This is a genomic window from Acinetobacter sp. ANC 7912, assembly GCF_039862785.1.
Lineage (GTDB): Bacteria > Pseudomonadota > Gammaproteobacteria > Pseudomonadales > Moraxellaceae > Acinetobacter > Acinetobacter thermotolerans.
Genome location: NZ_CP156795.1, coordinates 2853449 through 2875844 on the forward strand (window position 1 = coordinate 2853449; position 22396 = coordinate 2875844).

Here is a 22396-nt window from a genome sequence, read left to right on the forward strand (position 1 = left end):
TTATTTTATGGAACATAAACGAGAACAACGAGTTAAACGTACACAACGTGACTATAGCTTTGCCTTTAAAATGATGGTGGTACATGAAGTAGAAAAAGGGCAAATTACTTATAAGCAAGCTCAGGCAAAATATGGTATTCAAGGAAGATCAACTGTGCTGGTATGGTTACGCAAGCACGGACAACAGGACTGGACTTCGAATATGCCGACTTCTTCTAAACGCCAATTGACACCCCAACAACGAATCCGCCAATTAGAAAAGCAGTTAGCCGCAGAAAAGCTTAAAACTGAATTTATTCAGGATGTGATTTATCACATTGATAAAGAATGTGGGACTGATCTTGGAAAAAAGTATACCGAGCACGTTTCAAAGATTGGCAAAGCCAAAGAAGACTAAGCGTTTCACGTTATTGTCAGTGGTTGGGAATCACCCGACAAGCTTATTATCAAGCAGAAAAACGTGCTCAAATGACTGCACAAGCAACTGAACAAATACTTGAGTTGGTTATGGAATATCGCTGTCTCATGCCAAGTATCGGAACACGTAAGCTGTATTGGCTTATTAAAGGCAAATTGTTGCAACGTGGTTTAAAGTGTGGACGGGATCAGTTATTTAAAATATTGAAAGAAAATAACTTATTGATTCGCCCTAAGCGTCGCTATACAAAAACTACGGATAGCAAGCATTGGATGAAGAAGCATCCAAATTTATTAAAGGATTATTCAGCAGTGCAAGCCAATGAAGTCTTTGTTAGTGATATTACCTATGTTGAGAGTGCTGAAGGTGTGCATTATTTATCCTTGGTGACAGATGCTTATACCCGACAGATTAAAGGTTATAAGTTATCGAATGATATGCGTGCGGAGAATGTTGTGCAGGCTCTACATATGGCGATGCAGCAAGCGACAGATCGAGCGACTAGGATGATTCATCATTCAGATAGAGGTGCTCAATATTGCTTTGAGCTATATCAATCGGCATTGCGCCATTATGGGATATGTCCTTCCATGACAGATGGCAAGGACTGTTATCAGAATGCATTAGCAGAGCGAATTAATGGAATATTAAAGCAGGAGTTTTTAACCACGCGATGTCAAACCATGAAGGAGTTAGATCACTTAATTGCGGAATCTATCATGATTTACAATTGTTATAGACCGCATTTAAGTTTAAATATGAACACCCCGAATCAGATGTATGAGCAAACAAAAACCGAGCTAATTGCTTAACTCGGTTTGAAGTGGAATACTGTCAATCTATTTCAGGACAAGACATGAGACTGTTTATGTCTTAGCGACGACGGTTGTTCTGTTCAATTGCTGCACCGGCACCCCCACCGATTGCACCACCAATGGCTGCACCGGCATTACCACCGAAGATGCTCTTACCGACTGCAGAGCCAACTGCACCGCCAACACCACTATAAGTTGCGTTACGGTTTGAACCGCCTTGGGATTTACTACCTACGGCTGCACCAGCACCACCACCAACTGCGGCACCTACGCCACCGCCGACACTGTTACCGACACCACCACCAACTGCGCCACCAAGTGCTGCTGCGCCAATACGCTGATCGCGGGAGGACATATTTTCACAACCTGCCAACATAAAGGTGGAGACAGTCACTGCTGCGATTACACCTACTAACTTTTTCATGATCCAGTTCCCTGTTCGATACCTTTAGTCTAAGAGTAACCGGAATTTAAGGAGTAAATCATAACAAGATGTTAATTCTTGAAACGCCACTACTTTATTTTGTAAATAGCGCATGATTGTTCATGCTTTATGGCTTATTCAGCGTCTTCCACAGTCAATAGATCACGGGTAGTTTCACCATTTTCAGTCATCACCGTGTGTGTTACCTTGGCTTGATCCACTCCGCTATGTTGCTTGAGTTGCAATGTACGTTTTACCGGCTCTGCCTGGTTCTTTTTAAATTCCATACCTTCAGCATCAATGGTCTTGGTTTGTTTGATGATTTCTCCATCCTGCTTCACGGTAGTATTCAGTTCAATTTTAGAAGTTGGAACAATCACTCCACCTTTCTGAATCACCGGAATCGCCAGTTTCTTATCAGAGAACTGCCCGAGATTGTCATCAAATACCACTTCTTTAGCGACAATGTCTTTACCTTTGTTGGTAAACTCCAGAATTGTTGCTTCGACATGACGAATCGGCTTCTGCCCTTCAACACGACGTAGCACTTCGGTTTTAAGTACAGGGACAACCGCCTTGTCATCTACCACAATACTGTTGGGCATCGGTGCAGCAACAGCGCTCAGACTGATTGAACCAGATAAAAATACAAAACCTGCAAAGCGAGAAAAACTCATCTCATCCCCTCTTAAAATTTATCAATGAATTCAATTGTTATCCCTTGACTATATGAAAATTCATTTGAATTTAAAAGGTTTAAAATTCTTTATTTACGTAAGCGTCCGCTGAACCCCATGCCTATTTTTTAATTTGAGTTGGATTTCCAGCAGTGTGGCAGTAACTCTTCAATCTGGGTCACTTTATGTGTCGGCAGCCTTTTCAGCACATCACTTAAATAGGCATACGGATCCAGCCCATTCAGCTTTGCTGACTGGATTAACGTCATGATGTTTGCCGCTCGCTGACCACTGCGCAGCGAGCCAGCAAACAGCCAGTTCTTGCGCCCCAACGCCCAGGGACGCATCTGATTCTCGACCCAATTATTGCAAATCGGTAGATTGCCATCATCCAGATAGCGGCTTAAAGCTGGCCAACGCTTCAGAGTGTAATTGATCGCCTTGGCGGTGGGAGAACTCGATGGCACTGTCAGATGATATTGGTTGAGCCATTCATATAGTTGTTGCATCACTGGTTGACTATGCTGTTGTCGGTATTCGCGGCGGTCTTCCGCTGTACCATCGGTCTTTTTCCTGAGTTCTGCTTCTATCGCATACAGTTTCTGAATCAGCACTAATGCCTGTTCAGCGACCTGACTTTTCCCAGTTACATGCAGTTCATGGAATTTACGACGTGCATGGGCCATGCAGCCCACCTCAATGACCTGGCCTGATTTAAAGCGTGCTTTATAACCACTGTAATCATCACAGACTAGATAACCCTGCCAGCCTTTCAAGAACTCTGCAGCATGCTGGCCTGAACGACTATCCTGAAAGTCATAGATCACCGCCTGAACTGGATTGTACTGTGTAGTGGCATAGGCCCAGACATAACCTTTCTTCGGTTTTTTATCATTCTCACCCATCCGCATGATGGTGACCGGTGTTTCATCTGCATGCAGCACCTGCTGTTGTAGTACCACCTCTTTTAAGGCATTGGCCAGAGGTTCCAGTTCTACACCGCAGCGACCTATCCAGTCAGATAAAGTTGATCTAGAAAGTTCGATTCCCGCCCGCTGATAGATCAGACGTTGACGGTACAGCGGCAAATGATCGGCATATTTCGATACCAGCACATGGCTGAGCAGTTCAGGTGAAGCAATGCCTTTATCAATCACATAGGCGGGCATCGCTTGCTGAGTCAGGGTGTCACACTGATCACAGACCCATTTACCACGCACATGCTGTTCCTTATAGAACTGTGCCGGTCTGAAATGCAGTTTTTCACTGACATCTTCGCCGATACGACGGAGTTGGCAGCCACAAGCGCATTGGGTTGATGCAGGTTCATGCTCAATACGGATGGTGTGTAGATGATCTGGCAGTGGTCGACGTTTAGGTTTATTGGTTTTGGCTTTCTGTGTCGCTGCATCGGTTTTGTCTGCATTTAGCCGTTCCAGTTCTAGATCAACCGCGGCAATATCTTCTTCAACCGCTTCGTCCCACAGGTGGATTTGTTTGGTCGTTAAGTGTTCATTCTTCTGGGCGAACTTATGCCGTTTAAACAGCGCCAGTTCATGCTCGTATTTTTGAGTGAGAATAGAAAGATGTTGAACTTTGGCATCCAATTGCTGGTTTGATTTTTCTAATTCTTGATTTGATTGTGCCAGAGACTGATGCTGCAGCGCCAACTGCCTGGTGAATTCCAGCAGTTGTTCATGGGTCAGTTGGCTTAAGTCAGGCAGCGTATTCATGACCGCAGTATGCCTGAGGTCATGAGAAGAATGAAATAGAACGTTTGGAGAATAGCAGAATGGAACAGCCTGGTTTAGAGCATCGTCACCACCTGCTGTCGTCCAATGCGCTGCCAGGGCAAACCTTGGATCAGTGCCTGTAACTGTTCCGGGCTGAGGGCCACGGTTTCACCTTGGTGAACTTGAGCCCAGTGAAATTTGCCCTGTTCCAGCCGCCGGGCACACAGCCAGATGCCCAGTCCATCATGTACCAGTACTTTCATGCGATGGCCACGTTTATTACAGAACAGGTAAGCACAATGCGGTTTAATGTAGCCAAAGGCTCTCACCACCTGAGCCATGGTCGTATCCATACCTGCACGCATGTCCATGGGCTGAGTAGACAACCAGATTTCATCAATGCGGATCATGTTGCAAGTGCCTTGAGTAATTCTGCTAAAGCAGATATTTCTGATACTTGCCATTTCAAGCCAATTTCTGCTTTTGAGTGGGGTAAAGTAATTTGAACCGTTAACATGTCAGTAGGAGTAGGATCTAATGGTGCAGAGCAAGATAAGGCAATAAATGCAGGTTTATTCGGTAGTGGTGAGCGATCATTCCCTGGCTTACCATCAATTAAGCGAATCCATTTGGATACAAGATTTGTATTCAATCCATGTTGCAAAGCGACCGAAGCAATTGAAACGTCCGGTGCTTTACAAGCCTGAACGATCTGCTGTTTAAATTCAGCACTGTATGTTCTTCGTTTTTTCGCAAGAGATGCGATGGATGTCTGGTGATTTGTAGTCATAAATTTTAGTCCCCACTTGTTTTTAAGTGGGGACTAAATTAAGGCTTATAGGATGAATTCATAAGGTGTGTTCAGCGGACGCTTACTTATTTACTGTTTTAAAGCCATAAAAAAGCCACCCGAAGGTGGCTCTTTTTAGACTAGTTTAAAGGGCTAATTACAGACCGTTAAACTCATCATTAAATGCTTGGCTCAGTGCTTGGTCAACATCAGAGAAGTTGTTGTGCAGTTCAAATTCTGCAGCTTCTGCTTCCTGACGACGACGTTCTAAGTGGTAAGCCAGACCTGTACCCGCTGGAATCAGACGACCTACAACCACGTTTTCTTTCAGACCGCGCAGATCATCTTCTTTACCTGTTACAGCCGCTTCAGTTAACACACGAGTAGTTTCCTGGAACGATGCAGCAGAGATGAACGAGTCAGTAGAAAGCGACGCTTTAGTGATACCCATCAACAAACGTTCAAACTTCGCAGGGAACTTGTTCTGAGCAAGCAGCGCTTGGTTCTCTTGAACAACGCGGATGTAATCCACTTGTTCGCCTTTGATGAAGCTAGAATCACCACCGTCGATGATTTCAACTTTACGCAGCATCTGACGTACGATTACTTCGATGTGTTTATCGTTGATTTTTACACCTTGCAGACGGTAAACGTCCTGAACTTCGTTCACGATGTAGTTGGTCAACGCCACTTCACCTTTCAGACGTAAGATGTCATGCGGGTTCTGTGGACCATCAGAAATGGTTTCACCACGGTTCACATGTTCACCTTCGAACACGTTGATGGTACGCCATTTCGGAATCAGTTCTTCATAAACTTCTGAACCGTCATCTGGAGTGATGACCAGACGGTTCTTACCTTTGGTCTCTTTACCGAAGCTTACGATACCAGACACTTCTGCAAGGATCGCGTGTTCTTTCGGCTTACGTGCTTCGAACAAGTCAGCAACACGTGGCAGACCACCGGTAATATCACGAGTACGTGAAGATTCTTGTGGTACACGACCGATAACGTCACCCACACCAATAGTTTCGCCATCACGGACAGAAAGAATGGTGTTTTGTGGCAGGAAGTAGAACTGTTCACCGCCATCTACTGTGTCAAGCACAACAGCTGGACGTAAATCTTTACCAGACGCTGGACGCGAAGTTACAGGCAAGATTTCAACAGTAGTCATACCTGTTGCATCATCAGTTTTCGATGTTGCAGTTACACCATCAGCGATTTGGCTGAAGCGAACTTTACCAGCAACTTCTGTAACCAGTGGATGTGTATGCGGATCCCAAGTTGCAACGATACCGCCTGCTTCTACGCCTTCGCCATCCTTGATCAGGATAGATGCACCGTATGGCAGTTTGTAACGTTCGCGCTCACGACCGATCTCATCCGCGATACCGATTTCACCAGAACGAGAAACAGATACCAGGTGACCTTTGGCATGCTGTACAGTTTTTACGTTGTGGAAACGTACTGTACCTTTGTTACGAACTTGTACGCTGTTTGCAGCAGAAGTTCGGCTCGCAGCACCACCCACGTGGAAGGTACGCATGGTTAACTGTGTACCTGGTTCACCGATTGACTGAGCAGCCATTACACCGACAGATTCACCTGGGTTCACCAAGTGACCGCGTGCAAGATCACGACCGTAACATTTCGCACAAACACCGAATGAAGATTCACAAGATACAACTGAACGTACCTTCACTTCGTCGACACCTTGCTCTTCCAGGAAGTTTGCAAGTTTTTCGTCGATCAATGTGTTACGAGGCAGAATAACGTCTTCTGTACCTGGTTTCACAACATCTTCAGCAAGCACACGACCCAGTACTCGCGTACCCAGGTTCTCGATTACGTCACCGCCTTGAATGAACGGAGTCATCACCAGACCAGCATGTGTACCACAATCCGGCTCTGTGATGACCAAGTCTTGAGCAACATCTACCAGACGACGAGTCAGGTAACCGGAGTTCGCAGTTTTCAGTGCTGTATCGGCCAAACCTTTACGCGCACCGTGTGTTGAAATGAAGTACTGAAGTACGGTCAAACCTTCACGGAAGTTCGCTTTAATTGGGGTTTCGATGATCGAACCGTCCGGTTTCGCCATCAGACCACGCATACCAGCCAACTGACGAATCTGTGCCGCACTACCACGGGCACCAGAGTCAGACATCATGTAGATGCTGTTGAATGATTTCTGTTTCTCGTCTTCGCCCTGTTTGTTTTTCACAGTCACATAAGACAAGTTATCCATCATCGCTTTCGCTACCTGGTCGTTGGTACGTGCCCAGATATCCACAACTTTGTTATAACGTTCGCCGGCAGTTACGAAACCTTGTTCGAACTGTTGCTCGATTTCACGAACTTCAGCTTCTGCTTTACCAATAATCGCTTGTTTTTGCGGTGGAATCAGCATGTCTTCCATACCAACCGAAACGCCTGAACGAGTCGCTTGACGGAAACCTAAGTACATCAATTGGTCAGCGAAGATAACAGTATCTTTAAGACCGAGTTTACGGTAGCAAGAGTTGATGATTTTAGAGATGTTCTTTTTAGTCATCTCAACGTTGATTTGTTGGAAATCCATACCTTCTGGTACAACTTCCCAAAGCAAGCAACGACCCGGTGTTGTGTCAACAATAATAGTTTGTTGTTCACGGTTACCGTTTTCATCAATTACAGTTTGGTGTACACGTGCTTTAACGCGAGCGTGTAGATCAACCTGACCAGTTGCAAGCGCACGGTTTACTTCGTCAGTATCTGCGAACACCATGCCTTCACCTTTGGCATTGATTGCATCACGAGTGATGTAATACAAGCCCAAGACAACGTCCTGAGACGGTACGATGATTGGCTCACCGTTCGCTGGAGACAGAATGTTGTTGGTTGACATCATTAACGCACGAGCTTCTAATTGAGCTTCAAGTGTTAATGGTACGTGTACCGCCATTTGGTCACCGTCGAAGTCGGCGTTGAACGCAGCACATACGAGTGGGTGAAGACGGATCGCTTTACCTTCAATCAGAATAGGTTCAAACGCTTGCAGACCTAGACGGTGAAGTGTCGGCGCACGGTTCAGCATCACTGGGTGCTGACGGATCACAGATGCCAGTACGTCCCAAACTTCTGGAGTCTCGCGTTCAACCATTTTCTTCGCAGCTTTAATGGTTGTTGCTTGACCAGATGCTTGCAGTTTCGCAAAGATGAATGGCTTGAATAATTCAAGTGCCATTTTCTTCGGAAGACCACATTGGTGCAAACGCAGGCTTGGACCTACGGTAATTACCGAACGACCAGAGTAGTCAACACGTTTACCCAGCAAGTTCTGACGGAAACGACCTTGTTTACCTTTGATCATGTCTGCCAAAGATTTCAGAGGACGTTTGTTCGAACCAGTGATGGCACGACCACGACGACCGTTATCCAGCAATGCATCGACAGACTCTTGCAGCATACGTTTTTCGTTACGTACGATGATGTCTGGAGCAGCAAGATCAAGAAGTCGTTTTAAACGGTTGTTACGGTTGATCACACGACGGTAAAGATCGTTCAGGTCAGAAGTCGCGAAACGACCACCTTCAAGAGGAACTAACGGACGAAGATCTGGTGGAAGTACTGGCAGTACATTCATCACCATCCATTCTGGCTTGTTGTTTGACTCTTTGAACGCTTCCATCAACTTCAGACGTTTAGACGCTTTTTTCAGCTTGGTTTCTGAAGTTGTGTTTGGAATTTCTTCACGCAGACGTGCGATTTCAGCTTCAAGATCGATGTCTTTTAACAGATCTTGAACCGCTTCTGCACCCATTTTCGCAGTGAATTCATCACCGTGTTCTTCTAACGCATTGAAGTATTCTTCATCGTTCAGAAGTTGGTATTTCTCGAATGGAGTCATACCTGGATCAGTTACTACATAAGATTCGAAATACAGTACGCGTTCGATATCACGTAGTGTCATATCAAGTAACAAACCGATACGGCTTGGTAATGATTTCAGGAACCAGATGTGTGCAACTGGAGAAGCCAGCTCGATGTGACCCATACGTTCACGACGAACTTTCGCAGTTGTTACTTCAACGCCACATTTTTCACAAATGACGCCTTTGTATTTCATACGCTTGTATTTACCACACAAGCATTCGTAATCTTTTACTGGACCAAAGATTTTGGCACAGAACAAACCGTCACGCTCTGGCTTGAACGTACGGTAGTTGATTGTCTCTGGCTTTTTAACTTCACCGTGAGACCATGACTTAATCATTTCTGGTGACGCAAGACCAATACGGATGCGATCAAACTCTACAGGAGCATGACCGTCAGAATCCGTCTTTTTGCGCATGATATCGAGCAAGTCTTTCAATTTTTTTCTCCGTGTGTCGAGGAGATTTTCACTTCCCGACTGGGTCACAAATATTGTTTTTTAACTGAAATCTGGAATCTCCCCTTCCCTCCTTTCGAAGGAAGCCCCTCTTTAGCAAAGAGGGGTTTGGGGAGATTACTTAGTCACCATTTTTCAGTTCAATGTTGATACCTAAAGAACGGATCTCTTTGGTCAATACGTTGAACGATTCAGGCATACCTGGGTCCATGTAATGGTTACCATCTACAATGTTCTTATAGATACGGGTACGACCTTCAACGTCATCCGACTTCACAGTAAGCATTTCTTGAAGGGTATATGCTGCACCGTATGCTTCCAGTGCCCATACTTCCATCTCACCGAAACGCTGACCACCGAATTGAGCTTTACCACCCAGCGGTTGTTGCGTTACTAGAGAGTAAGAACCAGTAGAACGCGCATGCATCTTGTCGTCAACCAAGTGGTTCAGTTTCAGCATGTACATGTAACCTACAGTTACAGGACGGTCGAAACGTTCACCAGTACGGCCATCATACAGTACTGTTTGACCAGTACGTGACAGTCCGCCAAGTTCTAACAACTCTTTGATTTGTGATTCTTCTGCACCGTCGAATACAGGCGTTGCCAGAGGAACACCTTTACGCAGATTACCCGCCAGTGCCAAGATTTCATCATCAGTCAGGCTATCAAGATCTTCTTGCTTGCCACCAACCTTGTTGTAAATCTTGTCTAGGAAGTCACGCAGTTCAGCGATTTGGCGCTGTTCTTTCAGCATCTTGTCGATTTGATCGCCAAGACCTTTTGCAGCCATACCCAAGTGAGTTTCCAGAATCTGACCGACGTTCATACGTGATGGTACACCCAGCGGGTTAAGTACGACATCAACTGGAACACCGTTAGCATCGTGCGGCATGTCTTCTACAGGCAAGATGTTAGATACCACACCCTTGTTACCGTGACGACCCGCCATCTTATCACCAGGCTGGATGCGACGTTTAACAGCTAAGTAAACTTTAACAACTTTCAGAACACCAGTCGTCAGTTCATCACCAGTAGAAAGTTTGCGTTTCTTCTCAGCAAATTTCTCGTCGATCTCTTGGCTCTTCTCTTTCAGGAAGACCTGGATCTGTGTCAAACGTTCAGCAATTGCTTCGTCTGCAGGCTGGATCTCAAGAAGATCAACAAGTTCCAGACCAGACAGTACTTCTTCAGTCAGCTTGTCGCCGCGTTTAGTTGTACCACCACCGTTAGATTCTTGACCTTTCAGCAAGCGGACAATACGTTCACGTGCAGCTTCTTCGAAGATTTTGAACTCTTCTTTCAAGTCTTTACGGTAAGCATCAAGCTGAGCTTTTTCAATTGCTTGAGCACGTTCGTCTTTTTCAAGACCATCACGTGTAAACACTTGAACGTCGATGACTGTACCTTTAGTACCTGATGGAACGCGTAAAGAAGAATCTTTCACGTCAGCTGCTTTTTCACCGAAGATTGCACGAAGCAGTTTTTCTTCAGGAGTCAGCTGAGTTTCACCTTTAGGCGTTACTTTACCAACCAGGATGTCACCCGCTGTTACTTCAGCACCGATGTAAACGATACCTGATTCGTCCAGTTTAGAAAGCGCAGCTTCACCCACGTTCGGGATATCGGCAGTGATTTCTTCAGCACCCAGTTTCGTATCACGTGCAACACATGACAGTTCCTGGATGTGGATCGAAGTCAGACGGTCTTCTTGTAGAACACGCTCAGAAAGCAAGATCGAGTCTTCGTAGTTGTAACCGTTCCAAGTCATGAACGCTACGCGCATGTTTTGACCCAGTGCCAGCTCACCGCCATCAGTAGATGGACCATCAGCCAGAACGTCACCACGACCTACTTGATCACCCAGTTTCACTAGAACTTTCTGGTTGATACAGGTGTTCTGGTTAGAACGTGTGTATTTGATCAGGTTGTAGATATCTACACCTGCTTCACCCGCAACCATTTCGTCTTCATTGACACGAATCACGACACGAGAAGCATCAACATATTCGATACGACCACCACGTTTCGCAAGCACACACACACCAGAGTCACGTGCTACGTTTGCTTCCATACCAGTACCAACAAGCGGCTTGTCAGCGATCAGGGTAGGAACAGCCTGACGTTGCATGTTTGAACCCATCAATGCACGGTTCGCGTCATCGTGTTCAAGGAACGGAATCAGCGATGCTGCTACAGATACGACCTGCTGAGCAGATACATCCATGTGGGTTACTTTTTCTGGTGGAATACGTACGAATTCACCTTGGTAACGTACAGATACGAATTCTTCAGTCAGGTTACCGTCTTTATCTACAGCAGAGTCGGCCTGTGCAATTACAGTGCCTACTTCTTCAATTGCAGACAGGTATTCAACTTCGTCAGTTACACGGCCATCAACCACTTTACGGTATGGAGTTTCCAGGAAACCGAAGTTGTTACATTTCGCGTAAACAGACAGCGAGTTGATCAAACCAATGTTTGGACCTTCAGGTGTTTCAATTGGACATACACGACCGTAGTGAGTTTGGTGTACGTCACGTACTTCGAAGCCCGCACGTTCACGAGTCAAACCACCAGGCCCAAGCGCTGATACACGACGTTTGTGTGTAATTTCAGACAATGGGTTGTTTTGGTCCATGAACTGAGACAACTGGCTTGAACCAAAGAATTCTTTGATTGCAGCAGCCACTGGCTTCGCGTTGATCAGGTCTTGCGGAGACAGGTTGTCAGTTTCAGCTTGAGACAGACGTTCTTTAACCGCACGTTCTACGCGAACCAGACCTACACGGAATTGGTTCTCAGTCATTTCACCAACTGAACGTACACGACGGTTACCCAAGTGGTCGATATCGTCGACTTCACCTTTACCGTTACGGATCTCTACTAATGTTTTAAGAACATCAGTGATATCTTCATTCGAGAGAATGCCTTCAACTTCGCGAGACTTCTGGTCAGTACCAACAGCATATGGACGACCCAGACGACGGTTGAACTTCATACGGCCGACTGGAGACAGGTCATAACGTTCAGAAGAGAAGAACAGGTTATTGAACAGGTTCTCAGCAGCTTCTTTTGTCGGTGGCTCACCTGGACGCATGACTTTATAGATTTCTACAAGCGCTTCTTCACGATCTTTAGTCAGGTCAGCACGTAATGTGTCAGCAATGAACGGACCGCGGTCGATGTCGTTAGTGAACAGGATGTTGAACTGTTTTACGCCGCCCTCAGCGATTTTCACCATGATTTCATGGCTAAGCACAGTGTTCGCAGAGATTACTTCGCCATCTTTCAGCGCGATGTCTTCAGCAGTGATACGTTCGTACAGGTACTCATCTGGTACAGACAGTTTCTCAAGGCCTGCCGCTTCCATTTGACGTACGTGACGTGCGTTGATACGTTTACCTTGTTCAACAATCACTTTGCCGTCTTTGTCAGCAATGTCGAATTGCGCCATTTCGCCACGCAGGCGTTCTGGAATAAGGTCGATCTGATAGCTGCCCATGTCCAGGTAAACAGGAACTTTCTCGTAGAACATGTCGAGAATTTGTTCGTTATTGTAACCCAGCGCACGAAGCACCACAGTTGCAAGAAGTTTACGACGACGGTCGATACGTACGTATACAAGGTCTTTAGCATCGAATTCGAAGTCTAACCATGAACCACGGTAAGGGATGATACGTGCTGAATAAAGCACTTTACCACTTGAGTGAGTCTTACCTTTATCGTGGTCGAAGAATACGCCTGGTGAACGGTGTAACTGAGATACGATGACACGTTCAGTACCGTTGATCACAAAAGTACCGTTCTCAGTCATCAAAGGCATTTCGCCCATGTAGACTTCTTGTTCACGTACGTCTTTAATTGATTTAGTTTCGCGATCTTTCAGGATCAGGCGAATTTTCACACGCATTGGCGCTGCATAAGTTGAGCCACGAAGGATACATTCGCGTACATCAAACTCAGGCTTACCAAGACTATACTCAACAAATTCTAAAGCAGCATTGCCAGAATAACTTTCAATAGGAAAAACTGAACGAAATGCGGCTTGGAGACCGATATCTTCGCGGTTTTTTGGTGATTTGCCATCTTGTAAGAAGGTTCTGTACGAGTCGACTTGGATCGCGAGCAAGTACGGAACATCCATTACGCTAGGCAATTTACCAAAATTCTTACGGATCCGTTTCTTTTCGGTATATGAGTATGCCATCTGGAGTCCTCGGAAAGTGTAAACTGAACCCGCCTGCAGAACGGGTTCAGAAGGAATTACGCAGGCCGATATGGCCACCACTCTTTACAAATGCTGCAATTTTTAGTGGTATTAAAACGCTTAACAATATTTTTTACTGAAAAATATTGGTAAGCGTTTGATCATTTATGTTTGTTTTTAATTTGTATGAATTTATATCATGCAAACAAAAATCGAGCCGATTATTGTAACGCAAAAAGGCTGATGACCCAAGAGCCATCAGCCAATTTTTGGAACCGATTATAAAAAAACCGGCTCCTTTAAGAAATTACTTAAGTGTAACTGTAGCACCAGCTTCTTCAAGTTTCTTCTTAAGTTCTTCGCCTTCTTCTTTAGAAACGCCTTCTTTAAGAACTGAAGGAGCGCTTTCAACAAGATCTTTCGCTTCTTTAAGACCAAGACCAGTAGCTTCACGAACTGCTTTAATTACAGCAACTTTGTTACCACCGAAAGAAGTCAACTCAACGTTGAATTCTGATTGTTCTTCAGCAGCAGCAGCGCCAGCGCCTGGAGCAGCAGCAACAGCTACAGCAGCAGCAGATACGTTGAATTTTTCTTCAAAAGCAGAGATCAGTTCAACAAGTTCAAGAACAGTTTTTTCTGCAACTGCGTTTAGGATTTCTTCGTTAGTTAAAGCCATGAGAATAACTCCAAATGGAAATTGAATGGTGTGGAAATAAGTTTAAGCTTAAGCTGCTTCTGACTCGTTTTTCTCTTTGAGTGCTGTAAGCAAGCGACCCAGTTTCGAAATAGGAGCTTGAAGAACGTTTGCAAGCATAGTAAGCGCTTTTTCTTGGTTCGGAAGGTTTGCGATCACGCTAACTTCAGCACCTTTGTAAAGCTTGCCGTCAAATGCAGCAGCTTTAAGCTCAAATGCTTTGTTAGTTTTAGCAAATTCTTCGAACAAACGAGCAGCAGCACCCATGTCGTCTTCAGAAGTTGAGAAGCCTAAGATTGTTGGGCCAACAAGGTCGTCATTCAAGATAGTGAATTGAGTATCTTGAAGAGCACGTTTAGCCAGAGTGTTACGCACGATACGTGTGTGAACACCTAGTTTACGAGCTTCAACACGTAGAGCAGTTAATTGCTCAACTGTTAAACCTTGGTAGTCAGCAACAACAGCAGAGAACGCTTTAGAAGCAACTTCACTTACTTCTGCAACGATCTGTTTTTTGCCTTCGATAAGAAGAGCCATTGTAAAACCTCCTAACGGTGATTTATGCATTCAAAGGAATGCACTCCCAATTCGTAAATCCATCACTGGACTTACACGCGGAGGAGGAAGTAAATCACACCACCGCGTCTACGCAGGCTGGGTTATTAAGAGAGAAGCATAAAACTCCCCTCGCCTGAGGTCTTTGACGCTGATAAATTCTCATTTATCAATTCAAAGTCTGCCTGAGGGGCGGTCAGCAAAGCATGCTTTGCCGACCCGCAAGACGAGAAGCTATGCTTCGAGTGAAGCTATTTCTCTTCTTGCGTAAGTTTTAAAGCAGCGCTTTAAAACTTACTCAGGGCTTTAAAATTCTTTTTTAATCTTTCGATTAAGCAGAAACGTTGTTTACGTCGATAGTCAGACCTGGGCCCATAGTAGAGCTCAGAGTGATTTTCTTGATATAAACACCTTTAGAAGTCGCAGGTTTTGCTTTCTTCAGGTCAGCTACAAGAGCTTCAACGTTTGAACGAACAGCTTCAGCAGTGAAACCTACTTGACCGATCGCAGCGTGGATAATACCCGCTTTGTCTACACGGTAACGTGCTTGACCAGCTTTTGCATTTTTAACTGCAGTAGCAACGTCAGGAGTTACAGTACCCACTTTAGGGTTTGGCATTAAGCCACGTGGACCAAGGATAGTACCCAGTTTACCAACAACGCGCATTGCATCAGGAGCAGCAATAACTACGTCGAAGTCCAGGTTTCCGCCTTGGATGCTTTCAGCAAGATCGTCGAAACCAACAACATCTGCACCAGCTTCTTTCGCAGCTTCAGCAGCAGCGCCTTGAGCGAATACAGCTACACGTACAGTTTTACCAGTACCTGCAGGAAGAGTAGTCGCACCACGAACAACCTGGTCAGATTTACGAGGGTCAACGCCTAGGTTAACCGCGATATCCAAAGATTCTTTGAATTTCGCAGCTGGAAGGCTGTTAAGAACTTGTACTGCTTCTTCCAAAGAGTAAACTTTGTTTGCTTCTACAGCAGCAGCAATGGCTTTTTGACGTTTAGTTAACTTTGCCATGTCTTATAGCTCCACTTCCAAGCCCATAGAACGTGCAGAACCAGCGATGGTACGAACACGCGCGTCTAAATCAGCACCAGTCAAGTCTGGTTCTTTAGTAGTCGCGATTTCTTCTAACTGAGCACGAGTCAACTTACCAACTTTAGTTTTGTTAGGTACAGCTGAACCTTTTTGGATACCAGCAGCTTTCTTAAGAAGAATAGCAGCAGGTGGAGTTTTCATGATGAATGTGAACGACTTGTCGTTGTACACAGTGATCACGACTGGGATTGGCAGACCTGGTTCAACTTTCTGAGTTGCAGCGTTGAACTCTTTACAGAACGCCATGATGTTAACACCACGTTGACCCAATGCAGGACCAATAGGTGGAGATGGATTCGCTTTACCAGCTGGAACTTGCAGCTTGATATAGCCGTCAATCTTCTTAGCCATTTCAAATTACCTCTGGGTACAAACGCCGCTAGGCTCCCCAATGATTTCCAAGTAACGAGACACCGTTACAACAACAATGCCCGATTCTCAAAGAAATCGAGCGTTTCCCACCAATCCAGATTAAATTGTTTTTTCGACTTGGCGAAATTCCAATTCAACCTGAGTTGGACGGTTAAATACATTAATAGTCAGCGTTAAGCGTGACTTATCGTACTGAACTTCTTCCACCACACCTTTAAAGTCTGTGAATGGACCGTCAATAACGAGTAATTCTTCGCCTGGCTCAAACATTGTCTTAGGACGAGGTGCTTCACCAGTATTGCGTACACGTGCAAGAATCGCGTCAGCTTCTTTTTGCGTAATTGGGGCAGGTTTTTCTGCTGTACCACCAATGAAACCAAGCACTTTTGGACATTCTTTCACAATGTGCCAAGTTTCGTCGTTCATTTCCATTTCGACTAATACATAGCCTGGGAAGAACTTACGCTCTGATTTACGTTTCTTACCATCCTTCATTTCTACCACTTCTTCGGTAGGAACAAGGACTTCACCAAACTTATCGGCTACAGCGCTACGCTGGATTCGATCATTAAGCGAACGCATCACTTGTTTTTCATAGCCCGAGTAGGCATGAATAATGTACCAACGTTTCATAGCTCTCTTACCCGATAATAAACTTCATTAACCAGCCTAAGACATAGTCAAAGCACCATAAGACAATGGCTGCAATAATAACTACCAGAAGAACCTGCCATGAAGTGGTCACGGTTTCCTGTTTAGTAGGCCAGGTCACACGACGAAGCTCGATTCGTGCATCTTTCAGCAGTCGAACAAAGCCTTTGCCTTGATGGGTGGCGTATAATAAACCTAAAGCGCCTACGATACAAGCTAAAATCACCCCAACACGAACCCAGATATCATTCGCTGGTGCCCAATATGCTGGCAAATATTGATTTACCATCAGTGCACCGCCCAATAAAATCAAGGCGATAACCCATAGAATGACATCTAATGGAGAACCAGTTTTTACATCTACAGGATTATTTCTTTGAGGAATTGCCGCGCCGCTTGTAGCGTCACGTGTTTTATCATTCGACATTTTTTTACTCGTCGTAGGTTTCGCGACTTATTATATGACCAGAATTGCCGACATCAAGCATCTTAAGAAAAAAAGATGGCAGGTCAGGAGGGACTCGAACCCCCAACATTCGGTTTTGGAGACCGACGCTCTACCAATTGAACTACTGACCTTCAAAAAAAGACAGACTGGAGCCGAGGCTCCAGTCATTATCTTACACTATATTATGCAGTAACGCGAGATACTACACCAGCACCAACTGTACGACCACCTTCACGGATCGCGAAGCGTAAGCCAGCGTCCATTGCGATTGGGTGGATCAGTTCTACTGACATTTCAACGTTGTCACCTGGCATTACCATTTCAACGCCTTCTTTCAACTGGATCGCACCAGTTACATCAGTTGTACGGAAGTAGAACTGTGGACGGTAACCATTCAGGAATGGAGTGTGACGGCCACCTTCGTCTTTAGACAGTACGTATACTTCTGCGTCGAATTTAGTGTGCGGTTTGATTGTACCTGGTTTAGCAAGTACTTGACCACGTTGTACTTCTTCACGTTTAGTACCACGAAGCAAGATACCACAGTTCTCACCAGCACGGCCTTCGTCAAGAAGTTTACGGAACATTTCAACGCCAGTTACAGTTGTTTTCGCTGTATCTTTGATACCAACGATTTCAACTTCTTCACCAACACGGATTACACCAGTTTCTACACGGCCAGTTACTACTGTACCACGACCAGAAATTGAGAATACGTCTTCGATTGGCATCAAGAATGGTTGGTCGATTGCACGTTCTGGCTCTGGAATGTAAGAGTCAAGCGCTTCAACAAGAGCAACTACTGAGTCTTCACCATATTGACCAGCTTCACCATTCAGTGCAGCAAGAGCTGAACCACGGATTACTGGAGTGTCGTCGCCTGGGAAGTCGTAAGTAGAAAGAAGTTCACGAACTTCCATTTCAACCAGCTCAAGAAGCTCTTCGTCGTCTACAAGGTCACATTTGTTCAGGTAAACAACGATGTAAGGTACACCTACCTGACGAGAAAGCAGGATGTGTTCACGAGTTTGTGGCATTGGACCGTCAGTCGCAGCACATACAAGGATCGCACCGTCCATCTGAGCAGCACCAGTGATCATGTTTTTAACATAATCGGCGTGTCCTGGGCAGTCTACGTGGGCGTAGTGACGAGTTGGAGAGTCGTATTCTACGTGAGAAGTGTTAATTGTAATACCACGTGCTTTTTCTTCTGGTGCAGAGTCGATTGCAGCGTAGTCTTTCGCTTCACCACCGAATTTTTTAGCACATACAGTTGCAATCGCAGCTGTTAAAGTTGTTTTACCATGGTCAACGTGACCGATTGTGCCCACGTTAACGTGTGGCTTATTACGTTCAAACTTAGCCTTAGCCATGTTCATCTTCCTCGTTTACGTCGAACACAATTCTGAGTAAAACTCAGCTCCGACATATCGCCTAAAAAAATCAAACGCCCAATACTTGAAAAGCAGACTAAATAGCCTGCTTTTGAAATCTTTTGCAACAATGTTGCTATAATATAAACTGTAATCTGGAGCTCTTATCGAGATTTGAACTCGAGACCTCTCCCTTACCAAGGGAGTGCTCTACCACTGAGCTATAAGAGCAAATTATCGTACTTCATATAATGGAGCGGGAGACGAGGATCGAACTCGCGACATGCAGCTTGGAAGGCTGCCGCTCTACCAACTGAGCTACTCCCGCACTATGTTGGTACATCCACTTACTGAAGTCTTAAAATTGGTGGTGAGGGAAGGATTCGAACCTTCGAAACTTTCGTAGCGGAGTTACAGTCCGCCCCCTTTGACCGCTCGGGAACCTCACCATTTTTACACTTACACCAGTGTCGTTCTTTACTTCTCACTCCAAACTCTCTAAGATGGTGCCGGCACACGGATTCGAACTGTGGACCTACTGATTACAAGTCAGTTGCTCTACCAACTGAGCTATGCCGGCGTTTCTTAGTGTTTCGTACGTTTCGTATCGGAACGGTGTGCAGTTTAGCAAAACTCAGAATCCATGCAAGTGTTTTTTTCAAAAAAACCGCCAAAAACTCATAAAATCAATCCGTTTGATGATAATTCAACCGCTTTGATCACTGCGCGAGCTTTTATTTGGGTTTCATTCCACTCAGATTCAGGATTTGAGTCTGCAACCAGGCCTGCCCCGGCCTGTACATAGACCTTATTTTCGCGAATCACACAGGTACGAATCGCGATCGACATGTCCATTTCGCCGTGCCAGCCTAAATAACCAACAGCACCACCAAAAATTCCACGTTTTACCGGCTCAACTTCGTCAATAATTTCCATGGCACGGATTTTTGGTGCCCCAGAAAGTGTACCAGCAGGGAAAGTCGCCTTAAAAACATCCAGCGCATCGACATCATCACGCACTTCACCCTGCACATTGGACACAATGTGCATGACATGTGAATAACGTTCGATCACCATTTGATCAGTTACCTGCACTTTGCCGATTTTAGAGACACGACCGACATCATTTCGCCCCAAGTCAATCAGCATGAGGTGTTCTGCAATCTCTTTTTCATCAGAAAGCAGATCTTTTTCCAGCGCCAGATCTTCTTCTTTGGTTTTACCGCGAGGACGGGTACCCGCCAGCGGACGCACGGTGGCAATGCCATTTTCCAGACGTGACAGAATTTCCGGCGAAGAGCCGACAATATGGAACGGCGTATTGTTTTCTAGCGTCTGTCCTTGCACCAGGAACAGATAAGGCGATGGATTAAGATGACGCAGTGCACGATAGACCTGTAAAGGCTCACCATCAAAATCAGAGACCATACGGTGGCCAGGCACCACCTGCATCACGTCTCCGGCACGGATGTACTCTTTCACCTTCTCAATGGAGGCAATGAAGTTGTCATGCCCGGTTAAAGATTCAAAATGTGGTGGGGTATGTTTTTCTGCTTTCAGGCTTACCGGTGTCGCCAGAAGATTTTCCAGCTCATCCAATTGTTGCTGTGCTTTCTGATAAGCCTCTGGATCAGTTACATCGGCATGTATAATCAGGAACAGGGTATCCTTCAGGTTATCAAACACGATGACGGTTTTAGAGAGCATCATCCAGATATCTGGCAGACCAACCGGATCGGCTTCCGGCACGTTTTTCAGCTTTGGTTCAATATAACGTACCGAGTCATAACCAAAATAGCCGACGAGGCCACCGGTAAAGCTTGGCAGGCTTGGCAGCTCAGCCTGGGTTGGCACCTTAAACTGTTTCTGGAAATCACGAATATATTGGAAAGGATCGCTGCACTGCTGCTTTTCAATCGAACCATCCGGGTGCTGAACCGTGAGCTCACCTGCATTGCAGGAGAACACAATCGATTCACCCAGACCAATAATCGAATAGCGTGCCCAGTTCTCTCCCCCTTCCACAGATTCAAACAGATAGGCTTGGGTATGCTGTTTTAGACGAGCAAAGACAGAGAGCGGGGTTTCAGTATCCGCCAGACGCTGGCGGTAAACAGGAATCAGGTTGTAGCCTTGAGATACAAGTTGCTGGAATTGTGCTGAAGTTGTCATTCGGTTTTTCTCTTTAAATTAGGGTTACTCAGTATGAAAATGGAATTGGACTGAGCGACGCCATCGAAAAACCTTACAACTATTCATCTTGTTTCCTTCGTACCCTGTATTAAGCAAGCAGTTCACGTAAGTCATCCACGATTTCTTGAGGATGACAGTCTGCTATATTCTCACCATGATTATAGCCATAGCTGACCACAATACAATCGATTCCCGCACGGCGTGCTGCTTCGATGTCATTGATTGAATCACCAACCATCAACACCTGTTCTTTAGTCACACCATAATATTCGACACAATGTAGCAACTGTCGGGGATCCGGCTTACGCTCGGTAAAGCGGTCACCACCAATGGTGTCATCAAAATATTCTGCCATTCCCAGAATATCCAGAATACTGCGTGCAGGCTGTTCCGGTTTATTGGTCACACAAATCAGCTTCTTCTTATTAGCTTTGCCCCATTGCAGGAATTCGATAATTCCCGGAAAAGGCACCGTATCGATACATGGATCGGCGTTGTAGATTTCCAAAAAGGTTTCCAATAACTGCTGGTGCTGGACTGGGTTTAGTTCTCCAGTCAGGTGTTTCAGCACGCTCTCACAGAACTTGGAAGTTCCCTTACCAATCCATACTCGCACCTGTTCTTCGGTCACAAAAGGCAGCTGTAGCACGTTTAGGCTCATATTCATGGCGCGATAGAGGTCAGATGCCGAATCCACCAAAGTTCCATCCAGATCAAATAAAATCAGCTCGCGCTTATCCAGTTGTGCAATCGACATGTTCACCCTCATCTTATTCATTCATCACGCAGCCACAAAAAAGGCATGCGTTTGCATGCCTTGATTGTAACCAATACTCGGCTTATTTAAAGAAAAGCCAAGCCACAATTGCCAAAATTATGAGAACAATTAAGGAAATCAAACCGACAGAAGCGTTTTTTTGCTCTTCTTTCGCCTGTTCTACACGGGAAACGGGTTCTTCCACTGGAATCGATTTTGGTTCAGGGGTTGCTTTGGACAGGTCAACACCTTCAGGAATTGGGGCTGGTTTTGGAATACCCACATTGGTTGGCATACCATCACGCGTCAACTGTACAGAGGCATCACGCTCTTTCAGCTCCGGCATACCCTGTTCATTCATCTGATGTGCAGCATTCTTTTCTTCAGCTTCTTCAATCACACGTTCAGCTGTCTGTTCCAGTTCAGGCTCCACTACCACCTCTTGGGCTGGCGCAAGCACCGAGAATTTCAGGCTGGCAAACTGGACAATATCCCCTTCTTTGAGCAATGCTTCTGCATCAATGCGCTGATCATTAACAAAAGTGCCGTTAGAAGAACCTAGATCTTGTACCCATAGTGCATCTTCTTTCACTAAAAATGCCGCATGCTTACGGGAGATTTCTGCGGCTTGTAGCACGATATCGGCAGCCTGGTGACGACCAACCAGCATGTCATGGTCAATGCTAATTTCCTGCCCGGTCAAATCACCAGAGATGGCTTGAATTTTCCAAGTCATAACATCCACTTCTCTTTTATTCTGTTGCCATGATCATAACACGTGGTTTGCAAAGACCGTAAGC

The 22396-nt window shown here is 45.4% G+C and carries 18 protein-coding genes and 5 tRNA genes; 1 reads left to right on the forward strand and 22 read right to left on the reverse strand.

Annotated features, from left to right (window positions below; translation table 11 throughout):
• Nucleotides 1-7 precede the first annotated feature (7 nt).
• Nucleotides 8-1230, forward strand: a protein-coding gene (locus tag ABEF84_RS13950) for an IS3 family transposase (protein ID WP_347454652.1) whose coding sequence is annotated in 2 segments (ribosomal slippage) — nucleotides 8-344 and nucleotides 344-1230 — 1224 coding nt in all. Because the reading frame shifts where the segments join, the coding sequence is not laid out codon by codon here.
• 61 nt (nucleotides 1231-1291) lie between these two features.
• On the opposite strand, the gene ABEF84_RS13955 is transcribed toward ABEF84_RS13950, so the two are convergent.
• The 22 genes from ABEF84_RS13955 to ABEF84_RS14060 form a co-directional block, all read right to left on the reverse strand.
• Nucleotides 1292-1657 carry a glycine zipper domain-containing protein gene (locus ABEF84_RS13955; protein WP_347453250.1) on the reverse strand — a complete coding sequence of 122 codons (366 nt, stop codon included), beginning with the start codon at nucleotides 1655-1657 and terminating at the stop codon, nucleotides 1292-1294.
• Between the two features lie 134 nt (nucleotides 1658-1791).
• Nucleotides 1792-2334 (reverse strand): hypothetical protein, encoded by a 543-nt coding sequence (locus ABEF84_RS13960; protein WP_347454651.1) that lies wholly within the window; start codon nucleotides 2332-2334, stop codon nucleotides 1792-1794.
• 128 nt (nucleotides 2335-2462) lie between these two features.
• A complete protein-coding gene (tnpC, locus tag ABEF84_RS13965; RefSeq protein ID WP_347456697.1) occupies nucleotides 2463-4067 on the reverse strand; it encodes an IS66 family transposase in 1605 nt (534 codons plus the stop codon).
• Nucleotides 4068-4141: 74 nt separating this feature from the next.
• Entirely contained in the window at nucleotides 4142-4477 is a 336-nt protein-coding gene (gene tnpB / locus ABEF84_RS13970) for an IS66 family insertion sequence element accessory protein TnpB (protein ID WP_000618091.1), read from the reverse strand.
• Nucleotides 4474-4857: an IS66-like element accessory protein TnpA gene (gene tnpA, locus ABEF84_RS13975; protein ID WP_004762545.1), complete on the reverse strand. Its 384-nt coding sequence runs from the start codon at nucleotides 4855-4857 to the stop codon at nucleotides 4474-4476. The genes tnpB and tnpA overlap by 4 nt, the downstream gene beginning before the upstream one ends.
• Nucleotides 4858-5014: 157 nt before the next feature.
• Nucleotides 5015-9214 (reverse strand): DNA-directed RNA polymerase subunit beta', encoded by a 4200-nt coding sequence (gene rpoC / locus ABEF84_RS13980; RefSeq protein WP_034587962.1) that lies wholly within the window; start codon nucleotides 9212-9214, stop codon nucleotides 5015-5017.
• A 139-nt stretch (nucleotides 9215-9353) separates the two neighbouring features.
• Nucleotides 9354-13442, reverse strand: a complete 4089-nt coding sequence (rpoB, locus tag ABEF84_RS13985) for a DNA-directed RNA polymerase subunit beta (RefSeq protein ID WP_347454650.1) — start codon at nucleotides 13440-13442, stop codon at nucleotides 9354-9356.
• A 307-nt stretch (nucleotides 13443-13749) separates the two neighbouring features.
• On the reverse strand, nucleotides 13750-14121 hold the full coding sequence (gene rplL / locus ABEF84_RS13990; RefSeq protein ID WP_034587965.1) for a 50S ribosomal protein L7/L12: 372 nt from the start codon (nucleotides 14119-14121) through the stop codon (nucleotides 13750-13752).
• Between the two features lie 48 nt (nucleotides 14122-14169).
• A complete protein-coding gene (gene rplJ, locus ABEF84_RS13995) occupies nucleotides 14170-14676 on the reverse strand; it encodes a 50S ribosomal protein L10 (protein ID WP_034587967.1) in 507 nt (168 codons plus the stop codon).
• A 349-nt stretch (nucleotides 14677-15025) separates the two neighbouring features.
• Nucleotides 15026-15721: a 50S ribosomal protein L1 gene (rplA, locus tag ABEF84_RS14000; protein WP_034587970.1), complete on the reverse strand. Its 696-nt coding sequence runs from the start codon at nucleotides 15719-15721 to the stop codon at nucleotides 15026-15028.
• A 3-nt stretch (nucleotides 15722-15724) separates the two neighbouring features.
• Nucleotides 15725-16153, reverse strand: a complete 429-nt coding sequence (gene rplK, locus ABEF84_RS14005; protein WP_034587972.1) for a 50S ribosomal protein L11 — start codon at nucleotides 16151-16153, stop codon at nucleotides 15725-15727.
• Nucleotides 16154-16273: 120 nt separating this feature from the next.
• Complete coding sequence (nusG, locus tag ABEF84_RS14010; protein WP_034587974.1) at nucleotides 16274-16807, reverse strand: transcription termination/antitermination protein NusG; 534 nt, start codon at nucleotides 16805-16807, stop codon at nucleotides 16274-16276.
• 7 nt (nucleotides 16808-16814) lie between these two features.
• The gene (gene secE, locus ABEF84_RS14015) at nucleotides 16815-17252 is read right to left on the reverse strand and encodes a preprotein translocase subunit SecE (protein WP_034587977.1); all 438 of its coding nucleotides are present in this window, start codon (nucleotides 17250-17252) and stop codon (nucleotides 16815-16817) included.
• A gap of 76 nt (nucleotides 17253-17328) precedes the next feature.
• A tRNA-Trp gene (locus tag ABEF84_RS14020) sits at nucleotides 17329-17404 on the reverse strand.
• Nucleotides 17405-17455: 51 nt separating this feature from the next.
• Entirely contained in the window at nucleotides 17456-18646 is a 1191-nt protein-coding gene (tuf, locus tag ABEF84_RS14025; protein WP_347453254.1) for an elongation factor Tu, read from the reverse strand.
• A 156-nt stretch (nucleotides 18647-18802) separates the two neighbouring features.
• Nucleotides 18803-18877: transfer RNA gene (locus ABEF84_RS14030), tRNA-Thr, on the reverse strand.
• A gap of 21 nt (nucleotides 18878-18898) precedes the next feature.
• Nucleotides 18899-18974 (reverse strand) — tRNA-Gly (locus ABEF84_RS14035).
• A 37-nt stretch (nucleotides 18975-19011) separates the two neighbouring features.
• Nucleotides 19012-19095: transfer RNA gene (locus ABEF84_RS14040), tRNA-Tyr, on the reverse strand.
• 55 nt (nucleotides 19096-19150) lie between these two features.
• A tRNA-Thr gene (locus tag ABEF84_RS14045) sits at nucleotides 19151-19226 on the reverse strand.
• A gap of 98 nt (nucleotides 19227-19324) precedes the next feature.
• Entirely contained in the window at nucleotides 19325-20818 is a 1494-nt protein-coding gene (gene trpE, locus ABEF84_RS14050) for an anthranilate synthase component I (protein ID WP_034584220.1), read from the reverse strand.
• A 109-nt stretch (nucleotides 20819-20927) separates the two neighbouring features.
• Entirely contained in the window at nucleotides 20928-21596 is a 669-nt protein-coding gene (gph, locus tag ABEF84_RS14055) for a phosphoglycolate phosphatase (protein WP_034584217.1), read from the reverse strand.
• 82 nt (nucleotides 21597-21678) lie between these two features.
• Nucleotides 21679-22332, reverse strand: a complete 654-nt coding sequence (locus ABEF84_RS14060; RefSeq protein ID WP_034584215.1) for an FHA domain-containing protein — start codon at nucleotides 22330-22332, stop codon at nucleotides 21679-21681.
• Between the last annotated feature and the right edge of the window lie 64 nt (nucleotides 22333-22396).